This window comes from Mesorhizobium sp. LjRoot246, assembly GCF_964254115.1.
Classification (GTDB): Bacteria; Pseudomonadota; Alphaproteobacteria; order Rhizobiales; family Rhizobiaceae; genus Mesorhizobium.
Genome location: NZ_CAXUSN020000001.1, coordinates 2,713,195 through 2,732,237, shown reverse-complemented (window position 1 = coordinate 2,732,237; position 19,043 = coordinate 2,713,195). Strand labels below are relative to the sequence as shown.

The window sequence follows — 19,043 nt, the reverse complement described above, 5'->3', positions numbered from 1 at the left end:
CCAACTGGCCTCGTCGCGCAGGCCCCCCGGTCAGACAATCACTCGGCTGCTTGAAGACTTTGTGCGTCGATGATGACCCTGATCTCGGCGCGGCAGGAGCCGCAATTCGTGCCGGCATGCAGGGCCGCGCCGATTGCCGCGACGCTGCCGCAGCCGCGGTGCACCGCTTCCGCGATCTGGTTGGCGCCGACGCCGAAACAGGAGCAGACGATGGCGCCGCGATCGACGTCGACCCCGCCCGGCCGCCCGGCCACGATCGCCAGCCTGCCGCGCCGGTCGACATGATCGGCACTCAGTTGGTCCGCCGCCCAGCCGCGCGACACGGCTACAGGTCCCGGCGCGACAAACAACGCCCCGGACAGTTGATCGCCGTCGAAAGCGGCGATGCGGTGCTGGCCGGCGTCGCGGTCATGATAGGCTGACATTTCGACACCCGGTGAAGCGCCGAACAGTGACCCGGCGAAGCCGGACCAGTCGATGTCGTCATCGGCGAAGGCCAGTTCGACCCGCCAGCCGCCCGTGCATTTGGCCACGGCCCAGTAGGCTGCGATATCAAGCACCGGCCGCTGCCGCGTCACTGCGAAGCCGAAGGCTTTTGCGGCGAATTTCTCGATGCGGACGGCGACATGTTTCAGCGCCGGCTGGCCGGAAACCGGATCGGTCAGCGGCGCTGTCAGCGTGTCGAGCCGGCCCCTTGCGGCAAACTGATCGGTCCAGTGCATCGGCGCAAACAGGCTTCCCTGGCGCTGGCGTGCCGTCACCAGCACGCGCACCAGCACCTCGCCGCGGGGGCTGGAAACGCGTGCGATGTCGGCGTCGCCGATGCCGAAGCGTAGCGCATCCACTGGGTGGATTTCGACAAAGGGCTCGGCGATGTGCTGCGAAAGCCGCGGGCTCTTTCCCGTCCGCGTCATGGTGTGCCAATGGTCGCGGATACGGCCGGTGTTGAGGATCAGCGGATAGTCGGGACTGGTGCGGATTTCGACAGTGGGGCGGATGGCGATGAAGCGCGCCTTGCGGTCGGGTGTGTAGAAATCGCCGTTGGCGAAGAAGCGGGTGGTGTTGCCTTCTGGGTTAGGTCCAGCTTGAACACCCCCCTCTGGCCTGCCGGCCATCTCCCCCGCAAGGGGGGAGATTGGCAGCTTTGGCTCCGCCGCCCATCCTGCATCGTCGGAAACTAGCGAAAGCGGTTGCGACTGCAAATCTCCCCCCTTGCGGGGGAGATGGCCGGCAGGCCAGAGGGGGGTGACTGGGCTCGGCGCTGGCCATTGGAACGGCTCAAGCGCCTCATACCCCTCCGCGCCAACCCCCGCATAAGCCCCAATATCGAAATCCCGCGCGCCATCATTCTCGAACCCCGACAGCGCGGCGTGTTCGGCGAACACCTCTGCCGGCGTCTCATAGGAAAACGCCCCGCCGAACCCCATCCGTCGCGCCACCTCGGCGACAATCCACCAGTCGGGCCTTGCCTCGCCGGGCAGGTCCAGGAATGCGCGCTGGCGCGACACCCGGCGCTCGGAATTGGTGACGGTGCCGTCCTTCTCGCCCCAGGCGGCGGCGGGCAGCCGGACATGGGCGTGACGAACGGTGTCGGTCTGGGCCAGCACGTCCGACACCACTACGAACGGGCAGGCCTTGATCGCCGCTTCGACAGCGTCGGCATCCGGCATCGAATCGACCGGGTTGGTGGCCATGATCCACAGCGCCTTGATGCGCCCATCGGCAACCGCCTGGAACATCTCGACCGCCTTCAGCCCAGGCTTTTGCGCGACATCAGGCGCATTCCAGAAGCGCTGCACGCGGTCGCGATGGTCGGGGTTTTCGATTTCCATATGGGCGGCCAGCATGTTGGCCATGCCACCGACCTCGCGCCCGCCCATGGCGTTGGGTTGGCCGGTCACCGAAAACGGCCCTGCCCCCGGCTTGCCGATGCGGCCGGTGGCGAGATGGCAGTTGATGATGGCATTGACCTTGTCGGTGCCGGAAGACGACTGGTTCACCCCCTGGCTGTAGACGGTCACGGTCTTGGAGGTCGCCGCGAACAGGCTGTAGAAGCGGCCAAGCTCGTCCTCGCTCAGACCCGTGGCGGCGGCGACGCCGGCAAGATCGAGCGCCGAGGCCGCGAAAAGCGCTTGCCCGAAGCCGGTCGTGTGCGTCGTGATGTAGGCGCGATCCAGCGCATTGTGCTGCCCGAGATAGGCGAGCAGCCCCGTGAACAAAGCGACGTCGCCGTCCGGCGCGATCGCCAGATGCATGTCGGCAATGTCTGATGTCATGGTGCGGCGCGGATCGACCAGCACGATCTTCATCTCCGGCCGCTTTTCCCGCGCCGCCGCGATGCGCTGGTAGAGCACGGGATGGCACCAGGCGAGGTTGGAACCGACCAGCACGACAAGATCGGCGAGCTCCAGATCCTCATAGGTTCCCGGCACTGTGTCGGAGCCGAAGGCGCGGCGGTGGCCAGCGACCGAGGAGGCCATGCACAGGCGCGAATTGGTGTCGATATTGGCCGAGCCGACAAAACCCTTCATTAGCTTGTTGGCGACGTAGTAATCCTCGGTCAGCAATTGGCCGGAGACATAGAAGGCAACCGCATCGGGTCCGTGCTCGGCGATAGTTTGCGAAAAGGTCGAGGCGACAAGGTCGAGCGCCTCATCCCAGCCGGCGCGGCGGCCGTGGATCTCGGGATGGAGCAGCCTGCCGTCGAGGTCGATGGTCTCGGCCAGTGCCGAGCCTTTGGAGCAAAGCCGGCCGAAATTGGCCGGATGGTCGGGGTCGCCGCGTACGGACACTTGCCCGTCCACGGCGACCTTCGCCAGCACGCCGCAGCCCACCCCGCAATAGGGGCAGGTGGTCCTCACCTCGCGCGCTTCCTCAATCTCCATGGTTCAGGCCGCGCGGCTGGCCAGCGCTTCCAGCGCGATGAACAGACGCTCGCCTTCGACCCGCACCGGAATGGTGCGCACCGCGCCCTCGTCGGCGCCGAGCGCTTTGCCGGTCTCCAGCGAAATCACCCAATTGTGCAAAGGACAGGTCACCGCCGTGCCGTGCACGATGCCCTGGCTAAGCGGGCCGCCCTTGTGCGGGCAATGGTCGTCGATGGCGTAGACCTGATCGTCCTGGGTGCGGAAGACGGCGATCTTGCCTTCCGGAGTGGCGACGCAGCGCGCGCCGCGGCGGGGGATGTCCGAGATGGAGCCGATTGATACCCAGTTCATTGTGATCACTCCGCCGCCTGCGCAAACCCGACCGATGCCATCGGCCGGAATTCGTGCTTGTCCTTGCCGGAAACGCGTTCCGACCACGGATCGACCTGGGCGAATTTCTGGCTGAAGACGAAGCGGTCGTAATAGGCCTTGCGCTTCTCGCCATCGTCCATGATCTGGCGCTTGATCTCGGGGATGCCGATGCGCTTGGCCCATTTGTAGATGCGCTCGAGATAGCGGCCCTGCTCGCGGTACATCTGCGTTAGCGCCACGATATGCTCCAGCGCTTCGTCCTCGGTCCTCACAAGGCCGAGCACTTCGGTGCCCTTGATGTCGAGGCCAGCCGCGCCGGCGAAATGGATCTCGTAGCCGGAGTCGACGCAGATCACGCCAACATCCTTGCAGGTCGCCTCGGCACAGTTCCTCGGACAGCCCGAAACCGCCATCTTGACCTTGGCCGGCGTCCACGAGCCCCACATGAATTTTTCGATGCGGACGCCAAACCCCGTCGAATCCTGCGTGCCGAAGCGGCACCAGTCGGAGCCGACGCAGGTCTTCACCGTGCGCAGGCCCTTGGCATAGGCATGGCCGGAGACGAAGCCGGCCTGGCCGAGATCGGCCCACACCGCCGGCAGGTCTTCCTTGCGGATGCCGAGCATGTCGATGCGCTGGCCGCCGGTGACCTTGACCATGGGGATTTCGAACTTGTCGACGACGTCGGCGATGGCGCGCAGTTCGGCGGCGTTTGTCACCCCGCCCCACATGCGCGGCACCACCGAATAGGTGCCGTCCTTCTGGATGTTGGCGTGGACGCGCTCGTTGATGAAGCGCGACTGGTAGTCGTCGGCGTAGTCGTCCGGCCAGTCGCAGACGAGGTAGTAGTTGAGCGCGGGGCGACATTTGGCGCAGCCGCAGGAGGTCTTCCACTCCAGTTCCTGCATGACCGCCGGAATGGTCTTCAGGCCCTTGGCTTTGATCAGCCGGCGGACCTCGTCATGACCGAGGGTGGTGCAGGAGCACATCGGCTGCACGGCGGCGGGGTTGTACGTGTCGCCGATGGTCAGCACCATCAGCTTCTCGACCAGCCCGGTGCAGGAGCCGCAGGAGGCCGAGGCCTTTGTGTGGGCACGCACGTCGTCGAGCGAGGTCAGGCCCTTCCCCGTGATCGCGCCGGTGATCTTTCCTTTGCAAACGCCGTTGCAGCCGCAGATTTCCGCATCATCCGGCAAGGCTGCAACGGCCGCCATAGGGTCCAGCGGGGCACCCCCCTGGTAGGACTGGCCGAAGATGAGCGTATCGCGCATCTCCGATATGTCGGTCTGCTTCTTCTTCAGATCGTTGAACCAGGCGCCGTCGGCGGTCTCGCCATAGAGCACGGTGCCGATGATGCGGTCGTCCTTCAGCACCAGCCGCTTGTAGACGCCGGCCGAAGCATCGCGCAGCACGATCTCCTGGCGGTCGTCACCATCGGCGAAGTCTCCGAGCGAGAACAGTTCGATTCCGGTGACCTTGAGCTTGGTCGGCGTGTCCGAGTGAACGAAGGCAGCAGCCTCGTCGCCGGCAAGCTGGCTGGCTGCAACGCGCGCCATCTCGTAGAGCGGTGCTACCAGACCGTAGACCTGGCCGTTGACCTCGGCGCATTCGCCGAGCGCGTAGATATCGGGATCGTTGCTGCGCATACCGGCGTCGACGACGATACCGCGATTGACGGCAATGCCGGCCTCCTTGGCTATTGCCGCGTTCGGCCGGATGCCGACAGCCATCACCACCAGCGTCGCAGGAATGACTGTGCCGTCGGCAAGTTCGACCTGCTCGACCTTACCGTTGCCCGTGATCGCCTGGGTATTGGCCTTGGTGATGACCTTGATGCCGCGCTGTTCGACGGCACGCTGCAGCAGATAGCCGGCGGCCGGATCGAGCTGACGCTCCATCAATGTCGGCATGACATGCAGTACGGTGACGTCCATGCCTTGCGCGTTGAGACCGGCCGCGGCCTCAAGTCCGAGCAGGCCGCCGCCGATGACGACCGCCTTGGCGCGCGATTGTGCGGCAAGCATCATCGCCTGGACGTCATCGAGGTCGCGATAGGTCAGCACGCCCGGCAAATTGTGGCCCGGCACCGGGATGATGAACGGCACCGAGCCGGTGGCGATGACGAGCTTGTCGTAGGGCTCGGTCACGCCATGATCGGAAGTGACGGTCTTCGCCGTCCGGTCGATGGCGACGATTTTGTGGCCCTTGTAGAGGGTGATGCCGTGCTTGATGTACCAGCCATCGCCATGGATGATGATCTCCTCATAGGCCTTCTCGCCGGACAGCACAGGCGACAGCATGATGCGGTCGTAGTTAACGCGCGGCTCGGCGTTGAAGATGGTGACCTGGTAGCGCCCAGGCGCCTTTTCCAGGAGATGCTCCAGCATACGCCCGGGGGCCATGCCGTTGCCGATGATGACGAGTTTTTCGGTCATGTCCTGATCCACTCCGGTCTCATTCAGCCGCGTAGGAAAGGCTTGAAGCTTCGGCAGACCCCCTGCGCTCCATCCGCCGGATGGAAAAATGCATCCAGGCAAAGCAGGTGGCGACGATGACGAAGAGCAGCATGAAGCAGCTCGACCAGACGCCGGTGAGGTCGTTGAGCGCGCCGAAGGCGATCGGCAGGATAAAGCCGCCGAGCCCGCCAATCATGCCGACAACGCCGCCGACCGCGCCGACACTCTGCGGATAGTAAGCCGGGATGTGCTTGTAGACGGCGGCCTTGCCAAGGCTCATGAAGAAGCCGAGCACGCAGGCAACGGCTATGAAGGCCAGCGGGCCGATCTCGAAATGGAAGGCGATCGGCCCGCTGATGCCGCGCACGACGTAGTCTGCCGAGGGGAGGGACAGAACGAGGGTCGCGACGGCACCGACAGCGAAGGTGCGGTAGAGCACGGTGCGGGCGCCGATCCGGTCGGAAAGCACACCGCCATAGGCGCGGAAAATACTTGCCGGGATCGAATAGGCCGCGCCGATCATGCCGGCGGTCGCAAGCCCGAAGCCGTAGACGCCGATCAGGTAGCGGGGCAGCCACAGCGACAGTGCCACGAATGCGCCGAAGACGAAGAAATAATAGAATGCGAAACGCCAGACCTGCAGGTTCTTGAGCGGCGCGAATTCCTGCCAGAAGCTTCTCGCGGGTGCTGCCTTACCGGCGCGGCGCTCGCGGATGACCGGATCGTCGCCAGTGGTGAACCAGAAGACGGCGGCCATGACGACGAGTGCTGCCGCCCAGATCAGCGCGACCGACTGCCAGCCCCAGGAGAGAAGCACGAACGGCGCCAGGAACTTGGTGACCGCGGCGCCAACATTGCCGACGCCGAAAATGCCCAGGGCCGTCCCCTGTTTGCCGGCCGGGAAGAAGCGCGAGACGTAGGCGACACCAACGGCGAAGGAGCCACCGGCGAGCCCAACACCGAGCGCGGCGATCAGCATCTGCCCGTAGGTGTGCGCAAAAGCCAGCAGGAAGGTCGCGACCGCGGCCGCAAGCATGGTCGCGGTGTAGACCAGCCGTCCGCCAAAACGGTCAGTCCAGACGCCGAGCACCATGCGCACGAGCGAACCGGTGAGGATCGGCGTGCCGACGAGCAGGCCGAACTCGGTCTCGTTCAGCCCAAGCTCCTGCTTTATGCGGACGCCGATGATTGAAAAGATCGTCCACACCGCGAAGCACACGGTGAAGGCGATGGTGGACATCACAAGCGCCTGCCGGGAAGCACTGTCCTGGCTCGGCGCGGCTGGGAGATTTGCGGTCAATGTCTGGCTCCGGTTTGCGGCGTGAGAAGCACCGCGGATATTTTGTGGGTGAATCAGCGATGCGGCATCGGTGCGTGCAACGAGACCGGGGCCGCCACGGTCTGGTCCCTGCTTTCGGTCTTGGCGCCGACGGGAAACAGCAGGAGCGCGGCGGTGAACAGCGCCGCCGTCAGCGCGCTGCTGGCCAGAAAATCGCGGCGCGTGAAGTCCGCGAGGGACGTGCCAGTTCCGATCCGTTTCGTCATCGTCGTCTCCGGTTGGGCGCCGCCTGGGACCAGCGCCGTCGATTGCGTGTTCGGTAAAAACAAAAAAGCCGCCGGCCAGGTCTTTGCGCGCCCGTCCATCCGGGATCGCGTATTGACCTGAGCGGCAGCTTTGCCTGTGGCGCCCGCCATTGGACGCCGTGTCACTTGGCCCTGTGGACCTATGTTCTGAAAAGCAGGAAGCGTGCCAATTCGACAGCGCTCTTAATTATCGAATGAAATCAATATGAACCGCAGCCGCCCGAATTTTGACCACGCCTGGCAGCGGGTCAAAGATTAGTCAGAATGCCTTGCACAGCAGCATAATATTTGTGCAATGCGGCAGATTGCCCATTGCCGATGCAGATTGCCAATTGCCGATGGATGACGAATTTTCGATCATGGCCCTCACTCCGCGGCTTCGACGAAGCGGTGGCGTTCGTAGAGGAACTTCAGCACCGCCTCGCGGCAGCGCAGGAAGGTCCGGTCGGAAGAGAGTTCGACGCGCCGACGCGGCCGGGCGAGCGGCACCGCAAGCACCTCGCCGATCGTTGCTGCCGGACCGTTGGTCATCATGACGATGCGGTCGGAGAGCAGCACCGCCTCGTCGACATCATGGGTGATCATGATCGTCGTCGAGCCGAGCCTGGAGTGGATGTCCATCACCGCATCCTGCAGATGGGCGCGCGTCAGCGCGTCGAGCGCGCCGAACGGCTCGTCGAGCAGCAGGATCTTCGGTTCCATGGCCAGCGCGCGGGCGATACCGACGCGCTGCTTCATGCCGCCCGATATCTCGGCCGGGCGCTTGTCCTTGGCGTGCGCCATCTGCACGAGGTCGAGATTGCGCATGATCCAGTCATGCCGCTCGGCCTTGCTCTTCGAACGACCGAAGACCTTCGACACCGCAAGGTTGATGTTTTCGTAGACGGTGAGCCACGGCAGCAGCGAATGGTTCTGGAATACCACGGCGCGTTCGGGTCCGGGGCTGTCCACCTCCTTGTCCTCGAGCAGCACGGCGCCGGCGGACACCTTGGTCAACCCGGCGATCAGGTTGAGCAAGGTCGACTTGCCGCAACCGGAATGGCCGATGATGGAGACGAATTCGCCCTTGTCGATGGTCAGCCGGATGTCTTTCAACACCTCGCTAACCTGGGCACCACGGGCAAAGGATTTGTCGATATGGTCGAGTTTCAGATAGGCCGTCATCGCTCCTCTCCTCACTTTGCCGTTGTGCCGCGGGTGACGAAGGCGCCGACCGCCGCGACCAGCCGGTCGAGGCAGAAGCCGGTGACGCCGATATAGGCAAGCGCGACGATGATGTCGGGCAGCCGCGACGAGTTCCACGCGTCCCAGATGAAGAAGCCGATGCCGACGCCGCCGGTCAGCATTTCGGCGGCGACGATGGCGAGCCAGGACAGGCCGATGCCGATCCTCAGGCCAGTGAAGATGTAGGGCGCGGCGGCCGGCACCATGATCTTGACGAAGAATTCGAACTGGTTGAGCCGCAGGATGCGCGAGACGTTGCGGTAATCCTCAGGGATGTTGCGCACGCCGACGGCGGTGTTGATGATGATTGGCCAGATCGAGGTGATGAAGATGACGAACAGCGCCGACGGACTGGAATCGCGGAACGCGGCCAGCGACAGCGGCAGCCAGGCCAGCGGCGGCACCGTGCGCAGGATCTGGAACACCGGGTCGAGGCCGCGCATCGCCCAGATCGACTGGCCGACCAACGCGCCGAGCGCCACGCCGACGATCGCCGCCAAGCCGAAGCCGATGGCAACGCGCTGCAGCGAGATCAGCACCCGCCAGGCGAGCCCGATGTCCTGCGGGCCATTGTCGAAGAACGGATGCGCGATCAGATCGTAGGCCTCGTTCCAGACCTGGGTCGGCGGCGGCAGGCTTGATGTCGGCGACGAGCAGGCGATCTGCCAGACGACCAGCATGAGAGCGATGACGATGATGGGCGGCACCAGCGCGCTGGCCAGTTTGCCGGCGATCGCCACCGGGTCGAAGCGGGGTTTCGTCTTGGCGGTGAAGGCAATCACCTCGGCAGGCTTGGCCGGCGCGGGAAATGCCTTCACCTTGCTGTCCTCGATAGTCTGGATCGACATGTCTGGGCAAACTCCGTGGTCGGGATCTGCGATGGCGAGCGGCGCGGCGGCGCCGCTCGCCATCGGGATTATGCCGAGGCCTTGATCTTCAGGCTGTCGAGATAGGCGGACGGGTTGGCCGGATCGAAGATCTTGCCGTCGAAGAAGGTCTCGACACCGCGCGAGGAGGAAGCCGGTATATCCGCCGCCGCGACGCCAAGATCCTTGGCCGCCTCGCGCCACAGATCCTCGCGGTTGACCTGGTCGACCAGCGCATTGACGTCGGTGGTCGGCGCGAATTTTCCCCAGCGGATGTTCTCGGCGAGGAACCACGCATCATGGCTCTTGAACGGGTAGGACACGCCACCCTTCCAGAACTTCATGTAGAGGTCGGTGCCGTTGGCGACGCGGCCGTTGCCGTAGTTGATGTCGCCCTTGAGGCGGCCGATGATGTCGGCGACAGGCACGTTCATCCATTGCCGCTTGCCGATGATGGCGGCCATCTCGTCCTTGTTCTCCTTGGCCTCGCACCATTGCTGGGCTTCCATGACGGCCATCAGGATCGCCTTGGTGGCGTTCGGGTATTTGTCGATGAATTCGGCGCGCAGGCCGAGCGCCTTTTCCGGATGGCCCTTCCACAATTCGCCCGTCGTGGCGGCGGTGAAGCCGACGCCCTGGTGGACGAGTTGCTCGTTCCACGGCTCGCCGACGCAGAACACGTCCATGTTGCCGACCTTCATGTTGGCCACCATCTGCGGCGGCGGCACGACGATGGTGGACACGTCCTTGTCGGGATCGATGCCTCCGGCGGCCAGCCAGTAGCGCAGCCACAAATCATGGGTGCCGCCCGGGAAGGTCATGGCGGCCTTGATTTCCTTGCCGGCCGCCTTCTTGGCGGCAAAGGCGTCCTTCAGCTTCGAGGCGTCGACGCCGACGCCGGTGCCGGCATATTCCTGGGCGACCGAAATGCCCTGGCAGTCGTAGTTGAGCCGCGCCACGATCGCCATTGGCATCGGCTGGTTGTTCTGCGTCACCTTGCCGGTGTGCATGAGGTAAGGCAGCGGCGTCAGTATATGGGCGCCATCGATGCCGTTGGCCGCGCCGCCGAGCATCAGATTGTCGCGCGTCGCGCCCCAGGAGGCCTGCTTGAGCACCTCGACATCGGGCATGCCAAACTTGGCGAACAGGCCCTTCTCCTTGGCGATCATCAGCGGCGCCGCATCGGTCAGCGCGATGAAGCCAAGCTTGGCGCCGGTGACTTCCGGGGCGGCGGTCGCCGCATAGGCGCCAGAGGGCAGCAGCGCACGCGCGGCCGCCAGGGTTGCCGCGGTGGCAGCACTTGCCATCAGGAAATTGCGGCGAGTCATGCCCTCGAGAGGGGCTTCAGTCTTGATGCGTTTCGTCATCGTCGTCTCCCGTTGGGCACTGCTTGGGATCAGCGCCGTCGATTGCGTGTCGATCAAAACAAAAAAGCCGCCGGCCAGGCCGCGCGCGTCCGTCCATCCGGGATCGCGTGTTGACCTGAGCGGCAGCTTTGCCTGTAGCGCCCGCCATTGGACGCCTGTTCCGTGACCCTAGAAGAGTCTGCCTATTGAGAAGCAGGAACCGTGCCAGTTTCAGACTAGACGATAGACATCAATGAGATCAATGACATGCCACGATTCATCGACATGCCGGCCCGCTGGGCAGCAGCCAAAGATTGTTCATCAGAGCAGTTGCACGCATAATTTTTGTGCAATGCACAAGAATGGCGCGGAAATGATCAGGCTCCCGCGCGGGCCGATTTCTGGCCGGCAATGTAGGCGTCGATCTCGTCGGGATCGAAGATCTGGCCGTCGAAGAAACCGTCCGGGCCGAGCACCAAGCCCGCACCGGTCGCGCCAACCGCGGTGGCCGCGCCCAGCGCGCCCTCGACTTTCGAATTGGCGCCGGGAAGTGCTACGCCAAGCGGCTTCAGCGCCGAGCGGTAGAGGTCGGGCCGGTAGCAGTCGCGAGCAATGGCGAGATTATCAGGCGTCTGCGCCACATGCCCCCAGCGCACCATCTGCGTGTAGAACCACAGCGCGTGGCTTTTCCACGGAAAGTTCGCCGCCTTGTCGAAAGGCAGGAAGAAGTCGTCGATCGTCCGCTCCGCGCCGCCGCCGAGTTGCAGATGCCCGGTCAGGATCGGCATCTGCACCGCCGGCGGCAGGCCGAGGAAGCCGGGCTGCGCCATGACAGCGGCCAGTTCGCCGTGGTTCGCCGGATCCTGGCACCAGCGCGCCGAGTGATGCAGCGCGCGTAGAAGTGCTGCCAGAGCTTCCGGATTCTCGTCCGCCCAGGCCTTGCGCACGCCGATCACCTTCTCCGGGCTGTTGCGCCATATCCGTGCCTTGACGGTGACTATATGGCCGGTGCCGGCGGCGACCGCAGCACTGTTCCAGGGTTCGCCAACGCAGTAGCCGTCGATGCGGCCGGCGGCCAGAGCGTCGGCCATGAAGGGCGGCGGCACGATGACGATCTCGATCTGCCGCTCTGGATCGATGCCGCAGGCGGCGAGCCAGTAGCGCAGTTCGTAATTGTGCCCGGAATGGGGATGCACGACGGCGAAGCGCAGCGGGTCATGGCCGGCCACTACCCGCTCCCGGATCAGCGAACGCAGCGCCGCACCGGCGCGCGCTGGATCGAGGTCAGCCCCGGCGCCATGCGCCACCATTCCGGCCCAGACTGCGTTGGAGATGGTGACGCAATTGCCGCCGAGACCGAGCGAGAACGGCACGATGGTCTCGGAAGCGAGCGGCGTCAGTCCGAGATTGCAGGCGAGCGGCATCGGTCCGAGCATATGGGCGAGATGGAAGTGGCCGATAGCGATGCGGTCACGGATGTTGGCCCACGACGTCTCGCGATGCAGCGTGAGGTCGATGCCTTCGCGCGCGGCGAAGCCAAGCTCGCGTGCCGCGACCAGCACGGCGCTGTCGAAAAGCGGCATGAAGCCGGCGGTGATCTGGTGCGCGGCAGTCATGCTCATTCGTCCTCCGCCGGTCCCAGCAACCCAGCGGCGGTCACCAGGCTCTGGGCGATGTCGCTGATCTTGCGGTTCTGGTTCATCGCCGTCTTGCGCAGCAGCGTGTAGGCCGCCTCTTCGGAGAGGCCACGCGACTTCATCAGGATGCCCTTGGCGCGGTCGATCACCTTGCGGCTCTCGAGCTCGCCGCGAACCTCTTCCAGTTCGCGCGCCATGCGCGAGAACGCGTTGAAGCGGCTCACCGCCATGTCGAGGATCGGCTTGACGCGCTCTTGCCGCAGGCCGTCGACGACATAGGCCGACACGCCGGCATCGACCGCCGCCTCGATCGAGGCCTGGTCGGAGCGGTCGACGAACATGGCGATCGGCCGTTTTACGGCACGCGAAAGCTGGAACATGTTTTCCAGCATGTCGCGGTTCGGATTTTCGAGATCGATGACGATGACGTCGGGCTCGATCTCGGCGATCCGCCGCGCAATGCCGGTCACGTCATGGATGACGGTGACCCGCTCATGGCCGGCCTCGCGCAGCCCCGCCTCGATGATCGCGGCGCGGATGCGGTTTTCATCGATCACCAGGACGGCGAGAGAAGTTCGAACCATGCCTGCATTGTGACCAAGCGAGGGAATTGTGCAATGCGGTATAGTCGAACAATTCTGACATTCGCCGATCGTGGCGCAAGCCCCTACTCCGCGGCCAGCGCCGTGACCTCGCGGCGGAAGGGCAGCGCGTCACCGATATCGGCTTCATCCAACTCGCGCGCGAAGCGATGGCCGGCATAGGTTGCCCAGGCGATCGGACCCGGCGCCTCGGCATCGCCGATGACCTTGATCGAGCGGATGCCGCTGTCGGCCCACTCATCCCGCCGCGCCTTCAATTCTTGCCAGACACCGTCGTCCTGCTGGCGCGACGTCACCAGCACGACGGCGTCCGCGGCGATGTCACGTTGGCCACCTGTATAGGCGCAGGCCGTGGCAACGCCGCCCGGCACGATGCGCGTCACGGTCCGGTTCAGCACGATGTCGACGCCGAGCTCGGCCAGCCGGCGATGGATGGCGCCCTGCTCCAGCGTGTTGCGGGTCCAGTCGGACACATAGGCCGACGGCGTCACCAGCGTCACCTTCGCGCCCTGGCGCGCCATCAGCTCGGCCAGAACGCCACCCATGTAGTAGTGGTCGTCGTCGAACAGCACGACACTGCCGGTCGGCACATTGCCGCTCATCAAATCGTCGGGCGTATAGAGCGGCATCACGGGGTCCGCGGGTATCGGTACGACATGTGCCCGCGCTACGCCGTCGCGGCGCCACGTCGAGCCGGTGGCGACGGCAATGTTTTGAAAGCCGAAGGCGAGGATATCCTCGGCCGACAATCGGCTTTCGAAATAGACGTCGACATTGGACATCTGGCTGAGCTGATACTGGCGATAGTCGCGCACACGGCCCCATGCGGAGAGGCCGGGCAAGCGGCATTCACGCGCCACGCGGCCGCCAAGTTCGGTGCCGGCCTCGGCGATGGCCACCTGATAGCCGCGCAGGCCGAGCGCCCGGGCGGCCTCCAGCCCGGCAGGACCGGCGCCGACGATCAGCACGCTGTCACTGTCGCCCTTGGCCTGCATGCGTTCGGGATGCCAGCCCTTGCGCCATTCCTCCATGAAGGTCGGGTTCTGCGTGCAGCGCGAGATCGACATGGTCATGTCGCCGGTGATGCAGATGTTGCAGCCGATGCATTCGCGAATATCCTCGATCCGCCCCTCCTCCACCTTCTTCGGCAGGAAGGGATCGGCGATCGACGGCCGCGCGCAGCCGATGAAATCCAGCGTACCGGACTTGATCATCTTGACCATCACATCCGGCGAAGTGAAGCGACCGACACCGACGACAGGCTTCGAGGTCAGCGTCTTGATACCGGACACCAGGCTCTCCTGCGCGCCCTCCTCCTTGAACCGCGACGGCCCGGAGCAGTCCTCCCAGGCGCCATGCGCCAGATCCCAGAGATCGGGCAGGTCGGCATGCATCTCGATCATGTCGCGCACTTCGGAATTGGCGAAGCCAAGCTCGCCGATCATCTCGTCCAGCGACAGTCGCAGCGTCAGGCCGCAAGTGTCGCCGATGGCATCCCTGCCTTCTTCGATCAGCTCGCGCATCAGCCGCGAGCGGTTTTCCAGCGAACCGCCATATTCGTCGCTGCGCTGGTTGGTGGCGGTGGACAGGAAGTGCTGGATGATGCCGAAGCCGTGCGCGCCATAGAGGCAGACCAGGTCGAAGCCCGCCAGCCGGGCACGTTTGAAGGCATTGCGGTGCCAACGGCGCAGGTCACGGATATCTTGCTTGTCCATGGCGCGCGCCTGCACCGGATCATTGGTGAAGGTGCGGATCGGCAAGGCCGACGGTCCGCGCGGCACCTCCTTGGTGTAAAGGTTCGGACCGTTGATGCCTGAATAGGCCAGCTGGATGCCGGCCAGCGCACCATGCTGATGCATGGCCTTGGCCATCTTCGCCAGTGCCGGGATATCGGCGTCGTCCCAGAGCCTGAGCTCGATGAAGGGCGTGATCTCCGAAGTATGGTGCATCTCGGTCTGCTCGGTGAAGATGACGCCCCAGCCGCCCTCCGACTTGACGCGCCGCATCTCGGCCGCGGCCGAAGGGTCGCGGTAGCCGCCGCCATTGCAATGCGGAACCTGATAGAAGCGGTTCTTGGCGGTCACCGGACCGATCTTCACGGGCTCGAACAGAATGTCGTAGCGTGGATCGCGCATGGAATTTGCCTTCCTGCCAGTGTCGCCTTGCAACATGCCCGATCATGGTTTCGAGCCGTGGCGCAAGTCGGCCGGCCAGTGGGTGATGCCGTGAGAGCATTCATAAGTTGCAGCGGGCGCCGGAAAACAACAGATTTCTTCTGTGCCGATTAGGCCACGCCTAATCGCGCTCGCCCGGCTTAGCATCCGCTGAATCCCTGCTGAGCCAAATGCGACTTCAAGGCCGCCGCCGCGCGATGTTAGATAGCCCACACGGCCAACGAGACATGAGACGCATGGACAGCATCGATATCCTTGAAAAGCTGATCGCATTCGAGACGGTGAGCCGCGACTCGAACCTCGCTCTCATCGGCTATGTGGCGGACCTGCTGGACGCGCATGGCATCGCTTGCCAGATCATCCACAGCGAGGATGGCCAGAAAGCCAATTTGTTTGCCACAATCGGGCAAGCCGGCGCTTCCGGCATCATGCTGTCCGGCCACACCGATGTCGTTCCCGTCGACGGGCAGGCCTGGACGCTGCCGCCCTTCGAGATGACGCAACGCGACGGCAAGCTCTATGGGCGCGGTGCCGCCGACATGAAGGGCTTCGTCGCCTGCGCGCTCGCCGCGTGCCTCAAGGCCTCGAAAATGACGCTGCGCACGCCGCTGCACCTTGCACTCTCCTACGACGAGGAGATCGGCTGCATCGGTGTCCGCAGTCTGATAGACATGCTGCAAGCAGCTCCGCAACGGCCGTTGCTGTGCATCGTCGGCGAGCCGACCGACATGCAGGTGGCGACAGGTCACAAGGGCAAGCTTGCCGCACGCGCCCTCTGCAAGGGACGCGAAGGCCATTCGGCGCTGGCCCCGCTGGCGCTCAACGCCATCCATCTCGGCTGCGACTTCGTCGCCGCCTTGCGCCGCGAACAGGACCGGCTGGCGCGCGACGGCGCGCATGACGGCGACTACGACATTGCCTACACGACCGTCCATGTCGGCAAGATCAACGCCGGCGTGGCGCTGAACATCGTGCCGAACCTCTGCCAGGTCGACTTCGAGATCCGCAACATCGCGGCCGACGACCCGCACGAGATCCTCGACCGCCTGCGCGCCGAAGCCGCGCGCATCGCCACTGATGCCTCGGCCATCGCGCCCGAGGCGGCGATCGACATCGACATCACCAACACCTATCCCGGCCTGGACACACCAGCCAGTTCGCAAGCCGTCGCTTTCGTCAAATCGCTGACCGGCGCCAACAACACCATCAAGGTCGCTTTCGGCACCGAGGGCGGTCTGTTCAGCCGCGATCTCGGCACACCGACGGTCGTCTGCGGACCGGGATCGATGGCGCAGGGGCACAAGCCGGACGAATTCGTCAGCGTCGAGCAAATGCGCCGCTGCGACGACATGCTGGAGAAATTGCTGCGGCGGCTTGCCGGCCAGCAGCTTCATCTGGCGTAACCGGGCGCTATCTCTGCGGAACTGCTGCCTGGCCGACGGCCCGCTCGGCGCCGAACACGCCTTGCTCGACGACGAAATGCCGGCAATGGTCGATGAACGCCTGGACGGTTTGCGTGCGGTGTTCGGAGCTGGGCAAGGCGACGCCCATGGTCAGCGGCCGCAGATCACCGTCCAGGGGCACGAAGACCAGTGGCTTGCCGTCCGGCGCCAGCGTGTTGAGCGGCCGCATATTGGCGATGCCGTAGCCGAAACCGTTGGCCACCATGGAACGCATGACGGCAATGTCGCCGGTGCGCTCGGCAATGTTGGGCCGGATTCCCCGCTGGTGGAACGCCGACAGGAAATATTCGCGGCTGAACGGCAGGTCGAGCAGCACCATCGGCTCGTCGGCCAGCTCCTCCGTCGTGATCGACGCCTTTGCCGCGAAGCGATGCCCCGCCGGCAGCATGACATAGGCCGGCACCAGCATCAGCGGCTCGAAGGTCATGTCCTGCGACAGTTCGAGATCGTAGGTCAGGGCGAGGTCGATTTCACCGCGCTGCAGCATCTCGAGCAATTGCCCCTGATTGCGCTCGAACTGGCGCACGCGCACATCGGGATAGGCGCGCTCGAACCGCATGCGCAGCGCCGGCAGCACGATCTGCGCAAAGGTCAGCAGGCATCCCACCGCCAGCGGGCCGCGCACCTTCTCGGCAAAATCGCCGGCGACGTCATGCAAGGCGTCGGCGTCGTTGAGCAGCCGGGCGGCTTCCTTCAGGAAGACGCGGCCGCCGGCTGTGAGCGACAGGCCGTGCGAGTGCTTGCGGACAAAAAGCTGGACGCCGAACTCCGTTTCCAGCTGCGCGATGGACGCCGAAATCGACGGCGGCGACACATTGACCTGTTCGGCCGCCTTGGCGATGGAGCCGGCTTCGCCCACGGCGACGAAATATTCCAGCTGTCTGAGCGTGAAGCGTAGCGGCATGGCTGGCTATGTTGCCGGTTTGGGGGCTTCGATCAAGCCTTGGCGCCCATCAGTACTTGATCCAAGTCGTTTTGAGCGCGGTGTATTTGTCCAGCGCATGCAGCGACAGGTCGCGGCCGAAGCCGGATTGCTTGAAGCCGCCGAACGGCGTCATCGGGCTCAGCGCGTCGACGGTATTGACGGAAACCGTGCCGGCATGCAGCCGGCCGGCGATGCGGTGCGCGCGCGACAGGCTGTCGGTCCACAGCGATGCGGCCAACCCGTATGGACTGTCATTGGCGATGCGGATCGCGTCGGCCTCGTCGTCGAAGGCGATAACCGAAAGCACCGGCCCGAAGATCTCGTCGCGGGCAATCGGATCGGCAGCCGCGACATCGTCGAAGATGGTGGGTTGGACAAAGCTGCCGCGCCCGTTGACCGTGACCAGGTCGCCGCCCGCGACCAGGCGCGCGGTTTTCTTGCCGGCCTCGACGAAGCGCATGACATTGGCGGCGTGGCGGCTGTCGACCATGGCGCCCATTTTCGAAGTCGGATCGAGCGGATCGCCGGGTTGCGTGGCCGCCGCACGCTGCACCAGCTTCTCCACCAGGGCATCCTTGATGCTGCGCTCTACGAGCAGGCGCGAATTGGCGGAGCAGACCTCGCCCTGGTTGAAGAAGATGCCGAACGCCGCCATATCGGCCGCCGCATCGAGATCGCTGCAATCGGCAAAGACGAGGTTCGGGCTCTTGCCGCCGGTTTCCAGCCAGACCTGCTTCATGTTCGACTGCCCGGAATACTGCAGGAACAGCTTGCCCACGGCGGTCGACCCGGTGAAGGCGAGGCAATCCACATCCATGTGGCGGCCAAGCGCCTGGCCGGCGGTTTCGCCAAGGCCGGGCACCACATTAAGCACGCCCGCCGGCAGGCCCGCTTCAACAGCCAGTTCCGCCAGAAGCAGAGCCGACAGAGGCGACTGTTCGGCGGGCTTGAGCACTACCGAATTGCCCGCCGCCAGCGCCGGCGCGCACTTCCAGGTCGCCATGTCGAGCGGGAAGTTCCACGGCACCACCGCGCCGACCACGCCAAGCGGCTCGCGCCGCACCAACACCAGATCGCCTTCGCCGGTCGGCGCCACTTCGCCATAGATCTTGTCGATGGCCTCACCATACCATTGGAAGATCGCCGCCGAACCGGGGATGTCGACCGTGGCCGCATCTCTGACCAGTTTGCCCATGTCGAGCGATTCGAGCAGCGCCAGTTCATGCAGGTTCTCGCGCAACAGCTGTGCCAGCCGCAGCAAGACCTCCTTGCGGTGCGCCGGACTGGTGCGCGACCAGACGCCGGCATTGAAGCTGCGCCGCGCGGCGGCAACCGCCAGATCGATGTCTTCCTCGCCACAGGACGCCACCTCGGCCAGCACCTCGCCGGTTGCCGGATTGACACTGGCGAAGGTACGGCCCGAACGCGCAGCAACCGTCTTGCCGTCGATGAACGCCTTGTCGCGAAAACGGATAGCCGACGCCTTGCCGATCCAGTCCTTGTGGCTGAGCTCGCTCATCGAAGGTG

The 19,043-nt window shown here is 64.7% G+C and carries 14 protein-coding genes; 1 reads left to right on the top strand and 13 read right to left on the bottom strand.

Annotated elements, in window-relative coordinates:
• Positions 1-38 precede the first annotated feature (38 nt).
• The 11 genes from ACSQ3L_RS13100 to ACSQ3L_RS13050 all read right to left on the bottom strand — a co-directional run bounded on the left by ACSQ3L_RS13100 (position 39) and on the right by ACSQ3L_RS13050 (position 15,089).
• Positions 39-2,885 (bottom strand): nitrate reductase, encoded by a 2,847-nt coding sequence (locus ACSQ3L_RS13100; RefSeq protein WP_436160328.1) that lies wholly within the window; start codon positions 2,883-2,885, stop codon positions 39-41.
• Positions 2,886-2,888: 3 nt separating this feature from the next.
• On the bottom strand, positions 2,889-3,218 hold the full coding sequence (nirD, locus tag ACSQ3L_RS13095) for a nitrite reductase small subunit NirD (protein WP_436160327.1): 330 nt from the start codon (positions 3,216-3,218) through the stop codon (positions 2,889-2,891).
• Positions 3,219-3,223: 5 nt separating this feature from the next.
• Positions 3,224-5,674, bottom strand: a complete 2,451-nt coding sequence (nirB, locus tag ACSQ3L_RS13090) for a nitrite reductase large subunit NirB (RefSeq protein ID WP_436160326.1) — start codon at positions 5,672-5,674, stop codon at positions 3,224-3,226.
• Positions 5,675-5,693: 19 nt separating this feature from the next.
• Positions 5,694-6,935 (bottom strand): MFS transporter, encoded by a 1,242-nt coding sequence (locus ACSQ3L_RS13085; RefSeq protein ID WP_436163425.1) that lies wholly within the window; start codon positions 6,933-6,935, stop codon positions 5,694-5,696.
• A 113-nt stretch (positions 6,936-7,048) separates the two neighbouring features.
• Positions 7,049-7,240: a hypothetical protein gene (locus ACSQ3L_RS13080; RefSeq protein WP_436160325.1), complete on the bottom strand. Its 192-nt coding sequence runs from the start codon at positions 7,238-7,240 to the stop codon at positions 7,049-7,051.
• 405 nt (positions 7,241-7,645) lie between these two features.
• A complete protein-coding gene (locus ACSQ3L_RS13075) occupies positions 7,646-8,443 on the bottom strand; it encodes an ABC transporter ATP-binding protein (RefSeq protein WP_127294759.1) in 798 nt (265 codons plus the stop codon).
• Positions 8,444-8,454: 11 nt separating this feature from the next.
• Entirely contained in the window at positions 8,455-9,351 is an 897-nt protein-coding gene (gene ntrB, locus ACSQ3L_RS13070) for a nitrate ABC transporter permease (protein ID WP_436160324.1), read from the bottom strand.
• Positions 9,352-9,419: 68 nt separating this feature from the next.
• Entirely contained in the window at positions 9,420-10,736 is a 1,317-nt protein-coding gene (locus ACSQ3L_RS13065) for a CmpA/NrtA family ABC transporter substrate-binding protein (RefSeq protein WP_436160323.1), read from the bottom strand.
• A gap of 356 nt (positions 10,737-11,092) precedes the next feature.
• A complete protein-coding gene (locus tag ACSQ3L_RS13060) occupies positions 11,093-12,331 on the bottom strand; it encodes a CmpA/NrtA family ABC transporter substrate-binding protein (protein ID WP_436163424.1) in 1,239 nt (412 codons plus the stop codon).
• Between the two features lie 2 nt (positions 12,332-12,333).
• Complete coding sequence (locus tag ACSQ3L_RS13055; RefSeq protein ID WP_352863495.1) at positions 12,334-12,936, bottom strand: ANTAR domain-containing response regulator; 603 nt, start codon at positions 12,934-12,936, stop codon at positions 12,334-12,336.
• A gap of 83 nt (positions 12,937-13,019) precedes the next feature.
• Complete coding sequence (locus ACSQ3L_RS13050) at positions 13,020-15,089, bottom strand: NAD(P)-binding protein (RefSeq protein WP_436160322.1); 2,070 nt, start codon at positions 15,087-15,089, stop codon at positions 13,020-13,022.
• 275 nt (positions 15,090-15,364) lie between these two features.
• On the opposite strand from ACSQ3L_RS13050, the gene argE reads away from it, so the two are divergent.
• Positions 15,365-16,531, top strand: coding sequence for an acetylornithine deacetylase (gene argE, locus ACSQ3L_RS13045; RefSeq protein WP_436160321.1), 1,167 nt, complete (start codon positions 15,365-15,367; stop codon positions 16,529-16,531).
• A 7-nt stretch (positions 16,532-16,538) separates the two neighbouring features.
• Here argE and ACSQ3L_RS13040 read toward each other — a convergent pair whose 3' ends face one another.
• Both ACSQ3L_RS13040 and ACSQ3L_RS13035 read right to left on the bottom strand, forming a co-directional pair.
• Positions 16,539-17,495 (bottom strand): LysR family transcriptional regulator, encoded by a 957-nt coding sequence (locus tag ACSQ3L_RS13040; RefSeq protein ID WP_436160320.1) that lies wholly within the window; start codon positions 17,493-17,495, stop codon positions 16,539-16,541.
• A gap of 49 nt (positions 17,496-17,544) precedes the next feature.
• A complete protein-coding gene (locus ACSQ3L_RS13035) occupies positions 17,545-19,035 on the bottom strand; it encodes an aldehyde dehydrogenase (RefSeq protein WP_436160319.1) in 1,491 nt (496 codons plus the stop codon).
• Positions 19,036-19,043 lie beyond the last annotated feature (8 nt).